The following is an 18,856-nucleotide window of genomic DNA, read 5'->3' on the forward strand; positions in this document are numbered from 1 at the left end:
TAAACCTACTCTATAGTTTGACACATTTACTCTCAGTTGGGCTACTCATATTGTCCTGAAAAATTAAAAAATATCTAAAATCTGGGTTGAAGTTTTGTCTGCTGATAAACTACACATCTGAGTTCAATTGTCAAACAATATTCTCCACCTTTGATTCCTTAACTTTGATTGCAATTTAATAAATAGAATCAACAATCTGCAAAACTCAAAATTACCGTGATATGAGTTTAAATATCCAACTCATCCTTAATCCTTATGTCTGATTCCCTATTTGCAGATGCCAGCCAAAGACTCGAACGTGCTTTGAAGTACGTCCATCTTTCCGAAGATACCACCGAACGACTAAAGTTTCCTAAATCTAGTTTAATCGTTTCCATTCCCGTTCGCATGGATAATGGTTCACTGAAAATTTTTCAAGGCTATCGAGTGCGGTATGACGACACCAGAGGGCCGACTAAAGGAGGGGTGAGATACTATAGATCTGTCTCCCTCGATGAAGTCACCTCTTTAGCCTTTTGGATGACCTTTAAATGTGCTGTTTTAAACTTACCTTTTGGGGGGGCAAAAGGCGGAATTACGATTAATCCCAAAGAACTTTCAAAACTAGAATTAGAACGTTTAAGTCGTGGATATGTCGATGCGATCGCCGATTTTATTGGCCCTGATATTGACATTCCCGCCCCCGATGTTTACACAAATCCCATGATTATGGGGTGGATGATGGATCAATATAGCATTATTCGTCGTCAACTTTGTAACGGAGTCGTTACAGGTAAACCCATCGCATTAGGTGGAAGTTTAGGGCGAGATACGGCGACTGCAATGGGTGCTTTTTTTGTCATAGAAATCATTCTGGCAAAATTAAGTCAATTCCCCGCTAATACAACCGTTGCGGTTCAAGGATTTGGAAATGCAGGTGCAACTATTGCCCAACTCCTCGCCCAAGCAGGTTATAAAGTCGTAGCAGTGAGTGATTCTCAAGGCGGAATTTATGCTAAAAATGGCTTAGATATTCCCAGTGTCCGACAGTTTAAAGAATCAAACAAAAGCGTGAAAGCGGTTTACTGTGAAGGAACAGTTTGTAATATTGTTGAACATGATGTGATTAGCAATGAAGAACTGTTAACCCTCGATGTCGATGTTCTAATTCCCGCTGCTTTAGAAAATCAAATTACCGCAGAAAATGCTAAAGATATCAAAGCAAAATATATTTTTGAAGTCGCCAATGGCCCCACAACTTCCGAAGCCGATCAGATTTTAGAAGCACGGGGAATTCAGGTGATACCTGATATTTTAGTCAATGCTGGAGGCGTAACAGTCAGTTATTTTGAATGGGTACAAAACCGCAGTGGATTTTATTGGACTCTCGTAGAAGTTAATCATCGTCTCAAAGAAAAAATGATAGCTGAAACTGAAGAAATTTGGCGACTTTCTCAAGGGCTTGGCATTTCCATGCGAACGGCAGCCTATGTTCATGGTTTAAATCGGTTGGGAGAAGCGATTAATGCCAAAGGAACCCGAGATTTTTATGTCAAGAACTAACTTGATTTTACTTTAATTCCACGCGCCAAATATAATCAGAAATTGGGATTTTGCTCTCAACAAATTCTTCTGTTTTTGGAGCAAATATCACTGAACGCTGAACTAAATTGCGATTATTCAACCGCCGTTCCACTCGACTGGGAATTCCATAGTTGTAGATAATATGACCCTTCCCCGCCAAGACAATGACTTGAGATGTGGGATGATTCTGAATATATTCAGCAATTGTTTCTGCCATCGTTTCATCCCAAAGCACTTGAGCCGAAAAGAAGTTTTCAAAAGCGGTACTATTGCCTTGTCCTTGATGATATTTTTGATAAATATCTTGGATCATTTGCCGATATTCAGCGTTGTCAGTGCGAATTTCGCTCAGAGGAGGAATATAGGTTTTGTCTTCGGTTGTTAGACTTTCTAAGCCACTTTTTCCAACTTTTCGAGTCACTTCACTGGGAGTATTTAAAGCTAAAACGGGAATTTTATTTTGCCGCGCAAATCTTAAAATTTCTGCATAATTTTCCCAGGGAAAACCCCAACGTTGCAAATATTCGCTTTGATCAATTAACTCCGCTTCGCTGATTTTTCCAGCAATGTATTGATCTACAACTCCTTGATAGGGACGCTGAAACATTTCCAGAGCAATAACCAGTTGAGGGTTTTTGAGGTATAATTGTTTAATAATCTGAAGTTGGGCTTGATGATCCTGAGGTTGATTGTGAGTTTCTCCTAAGTACACCACGTTTGCCCTTTCAAGATTTTGCAAAATATTTTGTTGAGCAGAAGTTACAGCGTATAAGCTAGAAGAATCAAAAGTATACAGATGATGAGAATATTCAGCCCCTACGGGTGGTGTACACAAAAAAAATAATCCAAGTGACCAGGTGAAAAATTTAGCGACTGCAACTTTATTCATTTTCATTGATTTTCAGAGAACTCAACGCTAGAAATGCTAAACTTACAAAAAAACCTAGCTTTATTAACCATCAAAGATTACATTTTGTCAAAAATTTTGCTTTTCAGCTCAACAGTCCTGATCAGAGAGATATTACCTAAATCTCTATTGGGTAAAGGTTTGATCAAATAGTATACGCATCTCTTGACAATCGGGATTTGTGATGGAAATCTTTTTTATGAATGATGTGATCACCAAAATTTCTGAGCGAAACTTAAATCAGATTTTTAGTCATTAACCCCACACCCGACGTAAATTCAACACAAAACCTGGTAAGACTTCCTCACCAGATAACTCAGTTGGATTTGACAAAACTTCTACTTCTAAACCGACTCGATACACTTCTACTGTTCGATTTTGGGGATCGATTAACCAACCTAATCTCGCCCCATTATTTATGTACTCTTGCATTTTTTCTTGTAAAGATTTGAGAGTATCAGAACTTGAACGCAACTCCACCACAAAATCTGGGCAAATATTAGCAAAGGTTCCCTTTTGTTCTTCCGTGAGTGCATCCCAACGTTCTTGACTAATCCAAGCCGCATCAGGAGAACGAATCGCACCATTGAGTAAATTGAACCCAGTTGAACAGTCAAATGCTTTACCCAAATTACCATTCTCATAATACCAATGATCCAATTGCCCAATAATACTGCGGTTGCGTTCTCCAGTTTCCCAGCCTGTCGGTGGATTCACAATTAACTCTCCAAGTGAGGTTCTCTCTAGTTGTAATTCTCGATTACTAGCGGCTAAGACTGCAAACTGTTCTGGAGTAACATAAAGCTTCAGAGTTTTTGGTAAATTCAGTAACAAGGTTTCGGTTTCTGATTGTGCAGGTGTTTGTACCATTTTGACCTCTCCTATCATAGAGATTGGCTAGTTAGATTTTAGCCGATAGACCTGACGGCACGCTACACGTTATATTAGTTGCAGGAGGCATACGCCCTCTCCAAATTTTGCCCTACTTATCCAACTGTGATCGCACTCCTACGGTATTTTCATTAACTCAACGTCAAATATTCAATTCGGTCTTGGTATTCTTTTTTCCCAAACATAAACTAAATTTGAACAGTCCTGCACTCAACTCCACACTCAGTTAACAAAATCTTATGCTCAACGACAGGAAAAAGCGGAAGCATTAGAAACATTTTTGATAATTTTTGATAATTTTTAATGATTTAAAACTCATACTAAATATTCTCAGGATACCTGAATTATATCAGGTTTTGATACACGATTATGCTAACTTTTATTGACGTTCAATAGTTCTGTAATCTAACAGATAGGTAGAATAAAGATGCCTCACAATAATCTTAAATTAATCTGGTATTTAGATTTATATCTTCAGGTTTAAATATTTATAAATCTCTGGTCAAAAGCCTAAGAATTTTCATCACCAAAGACTTGTAATTGGATATAAACCAAAACTAAAGCAACGCCTAACAAAATTGTCGCCGCAGCCGCAGCATAACCAAAATCAAATTGAGCAAAAGCTTGATCATAGATATAATAAACTAACAGATTTGTGGAGTTAAGAGGGCCGCCTCCGGTGATCATATAAACTTGCTCAAAACTGCGTAGCGTAAAAATAGCGGTGGTTACAGTGGCAAAGATTAAAGTTGGTCTGAGTCCCGGTAAAGTAATGTACCAAAACTGTTGCCAAAACCCTGCCCCATCCATTTCTGCGGCTTCATAACGGTTGAGAGGAATTGCTTGAAGTCCTGCTAAAAACACCACCATATTAAACCCTAATTGCTTCCAAATACTGAGTAAAATTAAGACAGGCATCGCCCAAACCGTACTACTTAACCAGGGGATCGGATCAAATCCTAAACTCAATAAAAAAGCGTTAATCGGGCCATCAGTTTGAAACAACCAACGCCATCCTAAACCCACCGCAACCAGTGAAGTAATAGAAGGGATAAAATAAGCAGTTCGCAGAATTCCCCGCAACGCCAAAGCTTGATTTAGCAAGACTGCTAAGAGTAAGGGAATCACTAAACTGGGAATGACGGTAGCAATGGTAAAATAAATTGTATTTCCCATCACTTGCCAAAAATCTGGACTCACCAGTAATCGCCAATAATTTTTTAATCCGACCCAATGCACCCCGGAGATGGTAAAATTACCCTCGGTAAAGCTGAGATAGAATAGATAAACAATCGGCCAAATTACAAAGATAGCCATTAAAACGGCAGCCGGAGCCAGAAATATCCAAGCGGCGATCGCATCTTGATCAAGCAGGCTTGGGTTAGAGGTTGGTGAAGATTTCATCATAAGAGTAAGATTGAATTTGTCACTTTTTAACGCATCAATGAATTCCGATTTGATTTCTGTCGATCCAACACCTAGCTTGATTTATCCTGAAATTATCCCTTCTGTTCTGGGTTCGGGTTCTCCTCTGAAATTAGGTATTTTAGCTTCAGGAAGCGGGAGTAACTTTGAAGCCATCGCCACCGCGATCGCTGCCCAAAAACTTAATGCTCAAATTCAGGTTTTGATTTATAATAATCCTAGAGCTAAAGTGGTTGAACGGGCAAAAAAGTTTGGAGTCACTTCGATTTTGCTCAATCACCGTGATTATTCTACCCGAGAAGACCTCGATCAAGATATTGTTAACACTTTCAATCAGTATGAAGTAGACTGGGTAGTAATGGCGGGTTGGATGCGAATTGTGACTCCGGTTTTAATTGATGCCTTCCCTCAAAAAATTATTAATCTTCACCCGAGTTTATTACCGAGTTTTCCGGGAATTCATGCGATTGAACAAGCTTTAGAAGCGGGAGTCAAAATTACAGGCTGTACCGTGCATTTAGTTGAGTTAGAAGTCGATAGCGGCCCAATTTTAATGCAGGCGGCGGTTCCTGTTTTACCGGATGATACAGCCGAAACCCTTCATACTCGAATTCAGGTGAAAGAGCATCAAATTATTGTCGCGGCGATCGCCCAACTTCAACAGAAATTATGATTTTTCCTCAGAAGTAACAACCGCTTCGACATGAACTTTTTGCTGTTGTTCGTCAACCTTTGTAATCGCCCAACGCAACGGTTCACCTCGTTTTTGTAGTTCTGCTTCTATCTCGTGTTGCAGCTTTTGAGGAGAGTCTTGGATATCAATTTCAGCGCTAATAAAATGAGTAGTCATGGTTTGCTGTTAAATTAGATGATTGCATTTATCCCCTAGTAAACCATAAATAGAGGAGACAGATCAATAATTTAGTCACCCATAATGTAGAGGCGGGTTCCAAATTAATCCATGTTTTCCCACAGACAACCGATATGAACCCGCCCATTTTACAGTATCAATGTTTACTGTTCTCTGTTCATACTTCTAGATGATAACGACTGGTTAACTTATCCAACTGCTTGACCAACAAACTCAAAAACAGTCCCACATCCGTTACCACACCAACAGACTCAACAGAACCGCGATCGCTGAGTTTTGTCACCACAGCCGGGTTAATATCAACACAAACCATTTTCACACCCGCCGCCGTCATATTCCCGACGCCAATAGAATGTAACATCGTCGAAAGCATCAAAATCATCTCCGCCCCCTGCAACAACTCCGTATAATCTTGTTGGGCTTTGATCAAATCCATCTGCGTATCAGGAAGCGGGCCATCATCTCGAATCGAACCCGCCAGAGAAAAGGCAACATTATTCTTGACGCATTCATACATGACGCCACTGTCGAATAAACCCTGTTCTACCGCATTGGCAATACTACCACAGCGTCGAATCGCATTAATCACCTTCAAATGGTGTCGGTGTCCACCTTTAACCGCTGTTCCCTGCTTCATATCTACTCCGAGGGAGGTCCCCATCATCGCTTGTTCGATATCGTGAACAGCGATCGCATTTCCACCTAACAACGCTTGGACATAGCCTTCACGGATCAAATGAGACAGATGTTCAGCCCCCCCGGTGTGAATCACAACTGGCCCGGCGGTGACAATCACTTTCCCACCGCGATCGCGAATTTGGCGGAGTTCCCAAGCAACTTGTTCGACAATTAATTCAACTCGACGTTCGCTAGAAACACCTGCTGACATAAAGCCAAATTCTTGGGGGGTATTGCGTTGTTCCCGAGATTCTGTTTTGCGAATTGTGCGAATTCCGGCGACATCAACGACAACTTTTTCACCGACTTTGAGATCCCGCAACAGCTTACATTGGGCTAAAATTCCATCGCCTGTTTCAGTCACAGCGATCGCCCCATCCATACGTTGCTTTTGGACTCTTACCCATTCTCCATTCACCCGAATTTCTGTGGGATAGATCGTGGTGACATAAAAATCATCAGGGCTGACACCACTTTGATGAACAGGTTCTAACTTCGCATCCTGAATATCTTCGTCTAAAGAAACCGCCCCGATATCAATTAACTGACTAATAATATCTTCCATCACTTGATGGGAAGGTGCGGTAATTTTAATCAAAGCATTAGATGTACTTTGACGTTCTTCACCTAAATTAAATTGTTGAACTTTGAAACTTCCACCGCCTTCGACAATTAAATCTAAGGCTTGGTTGATTAACCCCGCATCAAGTAAATGTCCTTCCATGCGAACCGTACGGGTTTCAATTTGTACAGTTGCATGGCGATCCGGGATAATCGGTTCAGTCACTCGCAGCGTTAGACATTTGGCGGCACCCCCTGCTTTGAGAAATTCACTCAGAGGCGTTTCAATGACTTTAAAACCCGCTTCGCCGAGTCTGGCTTTAAGATTATCGCTGACTTTGTTGATCACTACCGTTTCGTTAATATTAACGGCGTTACAAGCAAAGTTTACGGCATCAGGTTCTTCGATCGCGATCCGTTTTTCGGCAGGAACTCGCATTTCTATCAGGCGGTTTGAGTAGGAGTCAAACGCAGGCGGATAATACAGGAGATAACCTCCACTCAACGGACAGAAGCAGGTATCGAGGTGATAGAAACGTTCATCCATTAACCGCAGTGACAATACTTCAATATTCAGCCATTCTGCGATTAAAGGATGAGAATCAAGTTCTGAACGGAAACCATATCCCGCCCACAAATAGCGTCCTTCGCGGTCAAATAACGCATCTCCAGCCCCTTCAAAGGGTAAGTCTTTGGGGAGTTCGTGAACGGTAAACCCTTGACTTTCAAACCATGCTTTGAAGTGGGGTTCTTCGCCCTGACGTTCTTTGTGGAAGAAGCGACTGAGAACGACCGTTTTATCGAGAACTAAACCTGCATTGGCTGTAAATACCATGTCGGGCCAGCCTTTTTCGGGCTTGACTAACTCCACAATTGCATGATCTTTAAGAATATGATGAAGTTTTTGCCACTGTTCAACAGAGCGATCGCGGGAAGATTTGTGAATATTGCCCTCCATCCAGGGATTGATCACATAGTCCACGTCGTAGTGGTCTGGAGAACACATGAGGATGCGAATCGAATCAGTCATAATAGGTAGAACTAGGTAGACGCTAAACGGAGTTTTAGCAGACGTTTATACAATTAGCATTCAACCCACTTCTCACGTGTAGAGGTGGGTAACTTTTTTGTTAATCATGCCAGTCTAGCATTGTAGCAGCTTCGGGGACGTCAACGTTCACTTGATGACATTTTCTTGACCCTTGACTCCCCAGGTTTATTCTTTTTTGAGGAGAATTTTTAGATTACATTTCTAGAAATTAAATTTCACAGAAATTATCTATTCCAAAATATGATTATTTCAGCAACTTTTATTTCCGTAAATTTACTGAGAAAGCTTAGATAATTTAACATCACAAGTTCCGTGAAAACATCATTTTTTTTCTAAGAGATTTAGATTAGGATGAGAAGTGTTAAGTCGAATAAATCAATTATCCCTTCTAATCCTGGAGAATTAATCATGAATACCCAAGAACTTTTGAAGCTAACTGAATTGGGAGGTAAATCAGGTAAAGTGTTAGCAGTTGCGACTTCCTATGAGTGGGGAGAAGAAAAGCAACAAATTTGTTTTCGGGAAGTAGGAGAAGATTGGGGAGAATGGCATCCCGTTCATGCGCTGGTAGGTGTTGGCGGTAGTGCTAATGGTAGTGCTAATGGTAGTGCTAATGGTGGTTATTCCGGAAATAAACGCACTCAAGAACCAATCTCTACTTTTTCAACTGCCCAAGAACCAAGAGAAGAAAAGCAGCCAGTTAATTCTCAGGCTAAAGGAAAAGAAACCGGAAAATCGCTTCCTGCTCGTCCACCGGAAGGGAGTGAAGATCCTAAAAAAGCAGTCTCTAAAAACTCTAAAGCAATAATCTCTGATCAAACTGAACATAAGATAGAAACTAAAGATATTCGAGAACAAATTTCTGCTTTGGAGAAGTATATTAACAATACTCACACAGCCATTGCGAAAAAAGCTGATGCTGATATTAAACTTTTCATCTACTTTTTTGAAGAGGCGAAAGGTGTAGTCAATCAAGCAAGTGCTTTGACAGTCACAAAAATTCAGGATACAGATAAATTTATCCAGGACTGTTTGCAAAGCTTAACCATAGCATTAGATGTTTCAAGCTGGATTAATCAAGTTGTTAATGAAGTTTGGAACCGTTATTGGCGCGATCGCATTTTAGCAATTATTAAACGGGAAAAACTCTTTAATCCAGATAAGGCACAAGAAATTGTTCAACAACTTAAGAAAGATTATCCTACAGAAACGAATCGTCAAACGGCCAACCGCTTAATTGCTGAAAAATCAGTTTTTGCAACTATATCCGGGTTGATTCCCGATATTGAACTTGTTCCTGGTTTAGTACAAGTCAGTTTGTTTGAGACATCAGCTTTACTCGATGAATTAACTGCTCAAATTGCTTATTGTTATGGGTTTTATACCATTAATGATAGTGATGAACTTGCAATTAAAGCCATTAGTTTCAATGCGGAAGTTCTTGTTAGCTTCGGTTTGGATTTTCTAATGGAGCATGGTGCTAAGATTCCAACGTGGGGAATTAAAGCAGGAATTAACCTCGCGATGTTCTTGCTAGTTGGATATACAACCTGTGAATACTACGAATATAAACTGAATAAGGGTAAATCAATTCTAGAGGATGAATTGGCATTGGAAGAACTCAAAACAAAAGTAACCGCTCAAGCCGAGGAATTAGCAGCTAAAGAAGCTGTTTTAGAAGCAGAATTTATGGAAGCGGTTGAAATCAAAAAAGAGGTTGAAGCTATTGAAGGTCAGGAACTTTGATGTAGGTTAACCAGGAATTAAAATCCCTGTCTGATATCCAAACTCCTCTCAAGAGGACTTATACAATAATCAAGAGTTGAGTCGGTTTTAACCGACTTTTATTTTTAGACGGGGAATTAATTCTCAGGCTAAAAAGTCGGGTGCATCAAATTCTTAAAGTTTTGTTGGGTTGAATAAACTTAACGGGTTTAATACACCCTACAGATTTACCATTGGGGAGAAGACTCTAACAGCTTCGTTGCATTTTCCACATCCAACGGTTTAGCAAAGAAATAACCTTGACCAAAATCACAATCTAGTTCTTGTAACTGGTTTAATTGTTTTTCTGTTTCCACCCCTTCTGCAACCACATTCATCCCCATGTGATGAGCAATATTAATAATAACAGGAACCAAACCCAATTTTGCAGGAGTTCCATCTAAACGTCCTGTAAAAGATTTATCAATTTTCAAAGTATCGATAGAAAAATAGTCCAAATAACTCAAGGAAGAATAACCCGTACCAAAATCATCTAAACAGATCTGAATTTGGCGATCGCGAATTTGTTCTAAAATATTTTGTGCTTTTTGGTGATTTTCCATAATCGCACTTTCAGTAATCTCAAATTTTATATATCGAGAGTCTAGGTCAATTTTTGTTAAAACTTGGTCAATTTGATCAATTAAATCAATTTGAGAAAATTGTCGAGCCGATAAATTAATATTCACGGTCAATTCTTCATTCGCCAAACCATTTTCTTGCCAAGTTTTTAACTGTTGACAAGCTTGTTCTAAGATCCAATATCCAATCGGAATAATTAAACCCGTTTCTTCTGCTACAGGAATAAATTCAATCGGTGAAATCAAACCTCGGTTGGTATGAAACCAACGAACTAATGTCTCAAATCCTACCAATTTTCCGGTCTTTAAATCAATAATAGGCTGATAATTGAGTCTTAATTCATTCAGAGAAATAGCCTTTCGTAAGTCAGTTTCAATTTGAAATGTTTGTACCGCTTTCTGGTGCATCGTCGGATCAAAAACTTGATAGCGATTTCCCTGTTTTTTGGCTCGATACATCGCTGCATCTGCATCTCGGAGAATGTGTTGAGGTTGAGTGTAGCTTTCGTTACTCAAAGCAATTCCAATACTCGCATTAACATACACATCATATTTTTCCAACTTAAAAGGAGTTAATAAAGTTTCAATCACTTTTTCAGCCACTTCTACCGCAGGTTTAATCTCTTGAATATTCGTGAGAAGAATCGCAAATTCATCACCACCCAACCGTGCTAAAATCTGAACAGAAGGGAGAGCATTACTTAAGCGATGAGCCACAGCCGTCAGCAAACGATCTCCGACCGAATGACCGAGAGAATCATTGACGACTTTAAAGCGATCGCAATCAATATAGAGTAAAGCAAATTGATCAGAAGAATCAGCTTGATTATTTTTTAAAGCTTCATTTAAACTATTAATAAATAAAGCTCGATTAGGTAAACCTGTTAACTCATCATGGAATGCTAGTGTTGTGAGTTTAGCATGAACTTCTTCTAACTGTTGAGTTCGTTCTTTAACCTGCTGTTCAAGCTCAGTATTGAGTTTAGAAATACTTTGGTTCATCGCTTGTAAAGCGAGATGATGCTGTACACGAGCTAAGACTTCTTGAGACTGAAAAGGTTTGCTAATATAATCGACCGCTCCAACTGTAAAGGCTTTGACCTTATCAAAAACATCATCCAGCGCACTCAAAAAAATAATCGGAACATCAGCCGTTTTCGGATCAGCTTTCAAGCGAGAACAGACTTCATAACCATCAAGATCAGGCATCATAATATCTAACATGATCAACTGAGGTAATTTAGCCTGAACCGCTTGTAAAGCCATAGTCCCGTTAATCGCTTGACGCACCTCAAATCCTTTACGACTGAGCAATCTCGACAGCAGACGCAAATTGGTGGGTTGATCGTCAACAATGAGAATATCAGAATGCTCGAGGGGAGGAGTATGTTGATCCATCTTGAAGAAAAATAAAAGTTAGTCTGTTCACAACCTAGAATTGAAAAAATAGAAAGTACACATAAGCGGCAAACTTCAGAAGTCATTCTCCAATCCCCCCATCATAATCTTCGATTTAACAGGGTAAAATGTCAACAATCAGGATACCAAATCGATTCTACCTTGTGTGCGATCACATGGGCTTCTTTTTGGCGTTGTTCAGCCGATTGAGTCTCTAGTAAAACCGTTACATGACCTAATTTTCGTCCAGGACGGGATTCTGTTTTACCATACCAATGAACAAAGGCGTTTGGAATTTCAGCGAGTTGCTGTTGTTTTTCCCCATACAACGGTTGTGATGTTCCGGGTTTCATCACCGCTTGTTCATAACCCAATAAGTTTACCATAACTGCTCCTGGGCAGTGCATTTGAGGATCTCCTAAAGGTAAACCACAAACGGCTCGCAAATGTTGTTCAAACTGAGAAGTATGAGAAGCATCTAGGGTAAAATGACCCGAATTGTGAGTTCGAGGAGCGATTTCATTAATAAAAATCTGACCTGAAGCCGTTAAAAATAACTCAATTCCAAACACACCAACCGCTTCTAAACGATTCAATAAAGTCTGAGCAATTCCTTCAATTTGAATCGTTAAAGTCGGAGAAATCGCTGCGGGAGCAATCACCCACCGACAAACTTGATCAATTTGACAGGTTTCTACCACGGGGTAAACCGCCACATCCCCCGTCACCGAACGAGCAGCAATCACCGCTAACTCTCGTTCAAAAGGAACAAATTCTTGCAACAATAGCGGAGGGTAGCCTAACTTTACCCAAGTTGAGCGTAAACTTGCCTCATCCTTAAGAATGAAAGTTCCCTGTCCATCGTAACCATGACGACGAGTTTTCAAGACAACTGGAAATCCCCAAGTCTTTGCAACTGTGTGTAAAATATTGTCTTCTTCTCCATCCTTCGTTAAGGCTTTAAACTGAGGAATGGGAAATCCTAATTCTTGGAAAAAACAAAGCTGATCATATTTATCCAGTAAAACACTTAACGCTTCTAAACGCGGACGAAAACAAACTCCATGTTGACTCAGGGGAAACAAACTATCGAGATCAACAAACTCATTTTCAAAGGTAATCACATCACAGCGATTTGCTAACCTTGCCGTGGCTTGAGCATCTTCAATTTCTGCGAAGATTGTCTCTGTCGCCAGAGAAACTGCCGGATCATTGGCATTTGGAGTTTGCACCACCACAGAAACCCCCAAAGACTGGGCTGCACTTGCCATCATTGAGGCTAACTGTCCGCCACCAATCACACCGACTCGCGGTTGAATTTGAACTTGTTCTGCCATGACTGGCTTCTTAATGGATTGAAACTACTCCTTATTTTATCGGTAAACGGTAAACTGACCCTATAAATTAATAAAGTTTGCTCAAAATTACAAACAATTAAGTCTTCACCAACAATTGGTTCATTTCGCTTCGAGTTGAGGAAAATTGAAATAGATAGATTATAAAACACAAAAAACAAACATTAACCATGAATAGTGAAGAACTTTTAACCCGTTATGCCTCCGGAGAGCGGAATTTTCGGGATACAGACTTGTTTCGAGCCGAACTGAGCAACGCTAACCTCAGTGGTGCAAACTTGTTTCGGGCTAACCTGTTTCGGGCTAACCTGTTTCGGGCTAACCTGTTGGGGGTGAGTCTGTTTAATGCCAACTTGATCGGGGCTAACCTGTATTGTGCCAACCTGAGCGGGGCTAACTTGAGCGGAGCCAACCTCACCAGAGCAGATCTCACCGGGGCGGACTTGAGTGGGGCGGACTTACACGGCGCCGACTTAAGTGGTGCGATTTTATCGGGGGCTAACTTGAGTTATGCCGATTTGAGCAAGTCTACGCTGTTTAGAGCTGAACTCCTCAATGCTACCTTGACTCATGCCAATCTTAAAGGCGCTAATCTCAAACAAACAAATTTGGAGGGCGCTGTTGTGCAGGATGCGGTGTTTGTCAAAGCGATGGGTTTGGCGTTTGAGGTGGTCAGCCTGCTCAAACAGCAGGGTGCTATTTTAGAAGAAGCGAGCAGTAATCGTCGGGTCAACGCGGCGATGTGCTAATGTTAACTCGCGATTATTATTTCCCCCATTGATTTCTAGAGAATTGTGGGGGAGATTGCCCCCCAAAACTCAGTTTTTAGGTCAGTTAAAATTAAAATCTAAAAAAATTATGGCATCTAAACCCAAATCTGATTCAGCTAAAAATTCATCTAAAAATCGCGTGATTTATTCCGAATTTGGTCAAACTACAAATTCTACTGCTCTTGAACGGGGTAAACCGGATTTACCCCCCGCTCAACAAAATTTAAAGGTACAAGCTTCGCGCAAAGGACGTAAAGGAAAAACGGTAACAGTGATTTCTGGCTTTCAAACTTCTGATGAAACTTTAGGAAAATTAGTCAAGCAACTAAAAGCTCAATGCGGTTCAGGAGGAACGCTTAAAGACGATACGATTGAAATTCAAGGGGATCACGCTCAAAAGTTAGCTGAGATTCTCACAAAGTTGGGATACAAAGCTAAAATAAGTGGAGGATAAAATAGTGCGTTGGAGAAAGGCTTGGCATTGTTGATGAATGAAATTGCTATCCATGAGACGTTTCAAAATACGATTCAAGGAGAAGGGTTTTGGGCGGGAACACCTGTAGATTTTATTCGGTTAGCAGGGTGTCCGGTTCAATGTCATTATTGTGATACAGGGTATGCAAATGGAGGTGAGGGTTTGCCTCGAAATGTTCGTTCTTTTGAGGCGTTAATTGCAGAATTGCGATCGCCGAAAGTCGTGATTTCTGGGGGTGAACCGTTTATTTATCCTCAACTTCCTGATTTAGTCAAGTGTATTGAAGCCACAAATCGCACAGTTTTTATAGAAACGTCTGGCTGCTTTTGGCAACCGATTTCTTCCTCGGTTTGGATAACATTAAGTCCGAAAGAACATCTCAATCCTCACTATCCCGTTGTTGATCAAATGTGGGAACGAGCTTCGGAAATAAAATTGGTGATTGAAACGGGTTCAGAACTCAAATATTATGATCAATATTTATCCTTAAAACCCCAAATTCCTGTATTTTTACAACCCGAATGGACACAACGCGATTATACTTTACCCCTCGTTTTAGAGTTACTTCAACAATATCCTGACTATCGACTCTCGCTTCAGTTACATAAATATGTGGGTGTAGACTAATCAAAAATGATTGATTCCCGTTGGCACTATCCGACTTCTCTCAAAGAGACTCAAAAGATTCCCTATCAAGGAATAATTCCACTTTAAAATCAAGTTCATCATCAACCGATCACGTTTAATTATACCATTAAAGCGACTTTGCGTCGTCAACATTGTAATCCGCCTATCTGGACAGATTTTCACTATCATACCTTTGAAATTATTCTCGAACTCGCTGCAATTTGTCAACCGGAAGATTTGTATGGGTTAGATATGGTTGAAATGGAAAATAAACTGTATCTTTGGGCAGAACAACTTCCCGAAAAAATTAACGAACATCCGTTATGTCCCCACGGAACCACAGAAGAAATGTGCTTGTATTTTGCTCAAATTCCCATTGAACCTCATGTTAGACTACTGAGTGTCAGTATTTCTGAAACATCCAGCCGAGTCACCACCTTACAGCTTTCTGAGTAACCCTATTGTGATCTCAACTGGCAAAATGTTTGTGCGGAGAAGCCGATTTCGAGATATGATCAGACGTGAAACAATTTTGTCATCATTACATTAGTAGATTGTTATGGATATTCTTTCATTAGGTTGGGTTGCTGTTCTAGTTGTGTTCACATTCTCTATTTCAATGGTCGTTTGGGCGCGTAACGGCCTCTAAATGACCTGAAATTCGGATGATCACTTAATTCCTCTGGGGTGGATATTTGTCCACCCTAAATTTTGAGAAAATCACTGATTAAAAATCACAATAAATGTGCTATAATACACACTAAGTAATTCAGTCGAGGAGAAGTTGTTTTGGTTGTTTTACACGTTAAAGTTAAACCCAATTCCAAACAACAATCAATGGTTAAAAACGAAGAAGGTACTTATATTATTCATCTCAAATCTCCTCCTATCGACGGCAAAGCCAATCAAGAATTAATTAAAATTTTAGCCAAACAGTTTAATATTCCCAAATCTCAAGTTAGTATTAAATCCGGTTTATCATCAAAAAATAAGTTAATCGAATTGCCCGATTCCTGTATAATCAGTGAGAACTAAAGATTTGAGTTGCAAGGATTAGTTTGATGATAGAATAAAGTTGATAGTCATTACAGAAGCTATTCAGGCTGAAAATGAGTCCCTTAATTCAAGATTTAGAGCATGAGTCAATATGGCAACTATCGTTGAACATCAAAAAAGTGGAAAACGTTATATTGTAATGGGAACTGGGTTTGGGATTTATAAATCAGCTCGCAATAATGCGTTTTTTGAGTGGGCTGTTGTCGAAGAAGAAGATAATTATCATTTAGTCGCCGTTTGCGATCGCAAAGGTAAAATTAAATGGTTTTATTCTGATGATTTAGTTGTTGTTGAGGTGGATGGAAAGCCACCTGCGGACTTGCTTTAATCTCAACAAGTTTATAGCCAAAATTGGCGATCGCCATCTAATTCACCCGGCGAAATACCCTGTAAGCGTCGATACGCAATGATATCAGATCCATACAAAGGTATTGGTAAACGGGGTTCCTTCAGTGAACCATGATGTAATAAAGTTAGTTTCAGAGTAGCTTCTACGAGACTCTCTAAAGATACTTGCTGTCCTTCTTCAGGGATAACTTTTAAACGGAGAGGATTGGGTAATCCCATTTTTTCAGATTTGACTTCAGTAGTCACTAGCATTACCTCATGGGAAGATAAACGAAGTGCTAATCCTTTTGGTGGGGCTTTGAGGATTGGCTTTTTTTTATCCTTAACAGTTAATTCTTGAACTTCATAAAGTCGAGGAATACCAGACTTTATACACTCTACTAAAATAAACTTAGAACCCATTGCTTTTGCTCGTTCTCGTAAATGCTTAATTTCATCTCCACAAAAGCGTCCATCACGATAAATCAGTACAGTTTTTCCACTAAGATCAGCAGCAGGGAGAAATCTTTCTAGGGTTCGTTTATCAATTTCTTCCCCTTGTGTAAGCGCATCTTCTAGCCGATAGCGAATGAATTCTCCATATTTTCCATAAAGGCGTACACTTGCACAAACATTCAAGCTTCCACTTTTTCTCTTTTTAGGAGTTCTAGAAATATCTAAGCCGATAAAGTAATCTGCTATTTCTAACGGTTTTGCTAAAATAAAGGGTAAGTTACCTAATTTAGCTAAAATTCCTGGAATAACTTGATTCAGAATGTAACTATAATTATTTGGATTTTTCAGAGTATCTTCATAAATAACTTGACTGGAAATACCACGTCGAAGCAAACGGGAAGATACAAAAGAATAAAAACTACCATCCTCAGTATCATCGGTATGACGATCACTTTCAGGAAGAAATGTTAGAACAATATTAGTTGGAATCACCATTAGTTCATCAAGTGCTTTCTCCACTGCTACTCTGGCTTCAGCACTATCTAAGTTATCGACTTTTATTTCTTTCCTTCTATCTAAACTATCTTTCTCAAAGCGAATCGTTTCAAATTTGTATTGTTTCAACCGTTCTTCAACCTGACTCACAAATTTGCCGACTTTTGAATTGCAAAGATTTAAAAGGGAAATCCGAATAGGTGTCGAATAATTTTCATAATCCTGATGACGGCGATAAACACCACCTTGAGACAAGCCTTTTAGAACTGATCCTCTTTTACTAACAAAGTGTTTCCCCGAAGAATCTTTTCCAAATAATAGTTCTGTATCTTCTAGGTTAAATTGAAGTGTCTGAAATAAGCTCGGATAATCAAGGTTATTAATAGACTTATCTATCTGAAATCCATAAACTGCTAAAGATTCTTCTGCTTTTTGTTTGGATTGAGTTAGATGATTTTGACGCTCTTGATAAGGGGGTTTTGTTTGTTTAATTAGATCTCCATAGTTAACGTCAAATTTGCTGGCTGTTTCTTTTGTTATAGAGGGACATAAAGCTTCCATTGGATAGTCAAAGAGCTTTTGATTTTTACCAAATCTAACAGAAACAAGAGGTTGATCATCTGGTGCTTCCTCTAGTGCTTGTCTGCTGACTGCGCCGGTTGCTTTCTCGATCAGTTCTTTCCGTCTATCCTCATCTATTGCGGCGATTTCAACAATAGTAGCCGAACTATTTGTTTCACGATCTCTAACTTTCAATCCCACTAAAAGTTCTTTAGGCTTGTTTCGATAGGGATGATTTGCATAAAATTCAGCGAGAGTTCCTCGATAGAGAAAGCGGCTCTTAAGTGTTAAGGTAATAGCAGGAGTTAAAGTGTTTGCAAGTTCAATAGTTTCTGGCCAAAAATCTACTTCACTCTGAACTTGAACCTGATTTTCCGAAAAAATGATATCAGGTGAAAAAGGTTTTCTGATTTTCAAGACTCTTACAGCAAGTTGAGCTAAAGTTGATGCTGTTACTTGTGGATCGCGCACCCACTGAATAGAATAATAGTGATCGCCAATATCTTCTTTCAATTGTTCTAAAATTTCTCCTAATGCTTGTCTCCACTGTTCAGGACTAGGCATTTTTTGCGTAGGTTTAGCTAAAACCCAGAAGTATTTATTCTCCCAAATTACGACAATCTCAGCAAATTTTTGACTGAAACGCCAACTTAACCGATTCCCAACTTCCCGATCAACTTCTGGTGTTAATCGAAAACAGATTAAGTTAGGCTTCAAGATCGTTAGTGGGAAAATCTCACTCAGGTAAATGGAAGATGAAGTAGAGTTTTGAGGTGCTTGAGAAGTAGTATTCATGCGGCGATCTCCTCTGATGTAGAAAATTTACAAATTGAAGTAAAAGGACAGTATTTGCAGTTCGACATAGGATTAGCTGGAAAAATTTTGTCAAACTCAGTCGGGTTTTTTCGGTAACGCTTTAACTCCTCCTGATGCCGTTTTGCTATGATTGATAACTCGATATGAAAAGCTCTGAGTGTATCTGCTTTGGCAGTAATTATGTCAGATTGCTTGCCAGTCTCCAAGTTATAGAAAGACGCGATCGCA

18 protein-coding genes and 1 pseudogene are annotated in these 18,856 nt (G+C 39.6%); 10 read left to right on the forward strand and 9 right to left on the reverse strand.

Annotated features, from left to right (window positions below; all coding sequences use genetic code 11):
* The first annotated feature begins 255 nt into the window (after positions 1 to 255).
* Positions 256 to 1,542 carry a Glu/Leu/Phe/Val dehydrogenase gene (locus L8106_RS26450; protein WP_009787605.1) on the forward strand — a complete coding sequence of 429 codons (1,287 nt, stop codon included), beginning with the start codon at positions 256 to 258 and terminating at the stop codon, positions 1,540 to 1,542.
* Between the two features lie 7 nt (positions 1,543 to 1,549).
* Here the strand turns inward: L8106_RS26450 and L8106_RS26455 are convergent, their stop codons facing one another.
* The 3 genes from L8106_RS26455 to L8106_RS26465 all read right to left on the reverse strand — a co-directional run bounded on the left by L8106_RS26455 (position 1,550) and on the right by L8106_RS26465 (position 4,765).
* A complete protein-coding gene (locus L8106_RS26455; RefSeq protein WP_009787606.1) occupies positions 1,550 to 2,452 on the reverse strand; it encodes a ChaN family lipoprotein in 903 nt (300 codons plus the stop codon).
* A 273-nt stretch (positions 2,453 to 2,725) separates the two neighbouring features.
* The gene (locus L8106_RS26460; protein WP_009787607.1) at positions 2,726 to 3,340 is read right to left on the reverse strand and encodes a Uma2 family endonuclease; all 615 of its coding nucleotides are present in this window, start codon (positions 3,338 to 3,340) and stop codon (positions 2,726 to 2,728) included.
* A gap of 531 nt (positions 3,341 to 3,871) precedes the next feature.
* Positions 3,872 to 4,765 (reverse strand): carbohydrate ABC transporter permease, encoded by an 894-nt coding sequence (locus L8106_RS26465; RefSeq protein WP_009787608.1) that lies wholly within the window; start codon positions 4,763 to 4,765, stop codon positions 3,872 to 3,874.
* A gap of 40 nt (positions 4,766 to 4,805) precedes the next feature.
* On the opposite strand from L8106_RS26465, the gene purN reads away from it, so the two are divergent.
* Positions 4,806 to 5,459 carry a phosphoribosylglycinamide formyltransferase gene (purN, locus tag L8106_RS26470; protein WP_009787609.1) on the forward strand — a complete coding sequence of 218 codons (654 nt, stop codon included), beginning with the start codon at positions 4,806 to 4,808 and terminating at the stop codon, positions 5,457 to 5,459.
* Here the strand turns inward: purN and L8106_RS26475 are convergent.
* Positions 5,454 to 5,636, reverse strand: coding sequence for a hypothetical protein (locus L8106_RS26475; protein ID WP_009787610.1), 183 nt, complete (start codon positions 5,634 to 5,636; stop codon positions 5,454 to 5,456). The two genes, purN and L8106_RS26475, sit on opposite strands and share 6 nt — an antisense overlap.
* Before the next feature lie 178 nt (positions 5,637 to 5,814).
* Positions 5,815 to 7,926 (reverse strand): TIGR00300 family protein, encoded by a 2,112-nt coding sequence (locus L8106_RS26480; protein ID WP_009787611.1) that lies wholly within the window; start codon positions 7,924 to 7,926, stop codon positions 5,815 to 5,817.
* A gap of 429 nt (positions 7,927 to 8,355) precedes the next feature.
* Here L8106_RS26480 and L8106_RS26485 point away from each other — a divergent pair, with 429 nt between their 5' ends.
* Entirely contained in the window at positions 8,356 to 9,693 is a 1,338-nt protein-coding gene (locus L8106_RS26485; protein ID WP_009787612.1) for a hypothetical protein, read from the forward strand.
* A 206-nt stretch (positions 9,694 to 9,899) separates the two neighbouring features.
* On the opposite strand, the gene L8106_RS26490 is transcribed toward L8106_RS26485, so the two are convergent.
* Both L8106_RS26490 and L8106_RS26495 read right to left on the reverse strand, forming a co-directional pair.
* Positions 9,900 to 11,690 (reverse strand): GGDEF domain-containing response regulator, encoded by a 1,791-nt coding sequence (locus L8106_RS26490; RefSeq protein ID WP_009787613.1) that lies wholly within the window; start codon positions 11,688 to 11,690, stop codon positions 9,900 to 9,902.
* A gap of 131 nt (positions 11,691 to 11,821) precedes the next feature.
* A complete protein-coding gene (locus L8106_RS26495) occupies positions 11,822 to 13,027 on the reverse strand; it encodes a 5-(carboxyamino)imidazole ribonucleotide synthase (protein WP_009787614.1) in 1,206 nt (401 codons plus the stop codon).
* Between the two features lie 188 nt (positions 13,028 to 13,215).
* Between L8106_RS26495 and L8106_RS26500 the strand changes: the two genes are divergently transcribed.
* The 7 genes from L8106_RS26500 (at position 13,216) to L8106_RS26525 (ending at position 16,301) form a co-directional block, all read left to right on the forward strand.
* Positions 13,216 to 13,794: a pentapeptide repeat-containing protein gene (locus L8106_RS26500; protein WP_009787615.1), complete on the forward strand. Its 579-nt coding sequence runs from the start codon at positions 13,216 to 13,218 to the stop codon at positions 13,792 to 13,794.
* A gap of 109 nt (positions 13,795 to 13,903) precedes the next feature.
* Entirely contained in the window at positions 13,904 to 14,269 is a 366-nt protein-coding gene (locus L8106_RS26505; RefSeq protein ID WP_039897353.1) for a translation initiation factor, read from the forward strand.
* A gap of 33 nt (positions 14,270 to 14,302) precedes the next feature.
* On the forward strand, positions 14,303 to 14,917 hold the full coding sequence (locus L8106_RS26510; RefSeq protein ID WP_009787617.1) for a 7-carboxy-7-deazaguanine synthase QueE: 615 nt from the start codon (positions 14,303 to 14,305) through the stop codon (positions 14,915 to 14,917).
* A 138-nt stretch (positions 14,918 to 15,055) separates the two neighbouring features.
* Complete coding sequence (locus tag L8106_RS26515; RefSeq protein ID WP_009787618.1) at positions 15,056 to 15,373, forward strand: hypothetical protein; 318 nt, start codon at positions 15,056 to 15,058, stop codon at positions 15,371 to 15,373.
* Positions 15,374 to 15,476: 103 nt separating this feature from the next.
* Complete coding sequence (petN, locus tag L8106_RS31100) at positions 15,477 to 15,566, forward strand: cytochrome b6-f complex subunit PetN (RefSeq protein ID WP_071941453.1); 90 nt, start codon at positions 15,477 to 15,479, stop codon at positions 15,564 to 15,566.
* A gap of 140 nt (positions 15,567 to 15,706) precedes the next feature.
* Complete coding sequence (locus L8106_RS26520; RefSeq protein ID WP_009787619.1) at positions 15,707 to 15,952, forward strand: DUF167 domain-containing protein; 246 nt, start codon at positions 15,707 to 15,709, stop codon at positions 15,950 to 15,952.
* Between the two features lie 112 nt (positions 15,953 to 16,064).
* Positions 16,065 to 16,301, forward strand: a complete 237-nt coding sequence (locus L8106_RS26525) for a hypothetical protein (protein ID WP_009787620.1) — start codon at positions 16,065 to 16,067, stop codon at positions 16,299 to 16,301.
* Between the two features lie 11 nt (positions 16,302 to 16,312).
* On the opposite strand, the gene L8106_RS26530 is transcribed toward L8106_RS26525, so the two are convergent.
* A complete protein-coding gene (locus L8106_RS26530) occupies positions 16,313 to 18,607 on the reverse strand; it encodes a Piwi domain-containing protein (RefSeq protein ID WP_009787621.1) in 2,295 nt (764 codons plus the stop codon).
* A pseudogene (locus tag L8106_RS33980) lies at positions 18,604 to 18,856 on the reverse strand (hypothetical protein); the annotation flags it as partial. The pseudogene L8106_RS33980 and the gene L8106_RS26530, both read right to left, overlap by 4 nt.

This window comes from Lyngbya sp. PCC 8106 (assembly GCF_000169095.1).
Taxonomy (GTDB): domain Bacteria; phylum Cyanobacteriota; class Cyanobacteriia; order Cyanobacteriales; family Microcoleaceae; genus Capilliphycus.

Coding starts and splice junctions, on each gene's coding strand:
- L8106_RS26490 (WP_009787613.1), bottom strand. CDS start 11,690: ATGGATCAACATACTCCTCCCCTCGAGCATTCTGATATTCTCATTGTT.
- purN (WP_009787609.1), top strand. CDS start 4,806: ATGAATTCCGATTTGATTTCTGTCGATCCAACACCTAGCTTGATTTAT.
- L8106_RS26460 (WP_009787607.1), bottom strand. CDS start 3,340: ATGGTACAAACACCTGCACAATCAGAAACCGAAACCTTGTTACTGAAT.
- L8106_RS26500 (WP_009787615.1), top strand. CDS start 13,216: ATGAATAGTGAAGAACTTTTAACCCGTTATGCCTCCGGAGAGCGGAAT.
- L8106_RS26525 (WP_009787620.1), top strand. CDS start 16,065: ATGGCAACTATCGTTGAACATCAAAAAAGTGGAAAACGTTATATTGTA.
- L8106_RS26495 (WP_009787614.1), bottom strand. CDS start 13,027: ATGGCAGAACAAGTTCAAATTCAACCGCGAGTCGGTGTGATTGGTGGC.
- L8106_RS26485 (WP_009787612.1), top strand. CDS start 8,356: ATGAATACCCAAGAACTTTTGAAGCTAACTGAATTGGGAGGTAAATCA.
- L8106_RS26480 (WP_009787611.1), bottom strand. CDS start 7,926: ATGACTGATTCGATTCGCATCCTCATGTGTTCTCCAGACCACTACGAC.
- L8106_RS26475 (WP_009787610.1), bottom strand. CDS start 5,636: ATGACTACTCATTTTATTAGCGCTGAAATTGATATCCAAGACTCTCCT.
- L8106_RS26465 (WP_009787608.1), bottom strand. CDS start 4,765: ATGAAATCTTCACCAACCTCTAACCCAAGCCTGCTTGATCAAGATGCG.
- petN (WP_071941453.1), top strand. CDS start 15,477: ATGGATATTCTTTCATTAGGTTGGGTTGCTGTTCTAGTTGTGTTCACA.
- L8106_RS26505 (WP_039897353.1), top strand. CDS start 13,904: ATGGCATCTAAACCCAAATCTGATTCAGCTAAAAATTCATCTAAAAAT.
- L8106_RS26530 (WP_009787621.1), bottom strand. CDS start 18,607: ATGAATACTACTTCTCAAGCACCTCAAAACTCTACTTCATCTTCCATT.
- L8106_RS26450 (WP_009787605.1), top strand. CDS start 256: ATGTCTGATTCCCTATTTGCAGATGCCAGCCAAAGACTCGAACGTGCT.
- L8106_RS26510 (WP_009787617.1), top strand. CDS start 14,303: ATGAATGAAATTGCTATCCATGAGACGTTTCAAAATACGATTCAAGGA.
- L8106_RS26455 (WP_009787606.1), bottom strand. CDS start 2,452: ATGAATAAAGTTGCAGTCGCTAAATTTTTCACCTGGTCACTTGGATTA.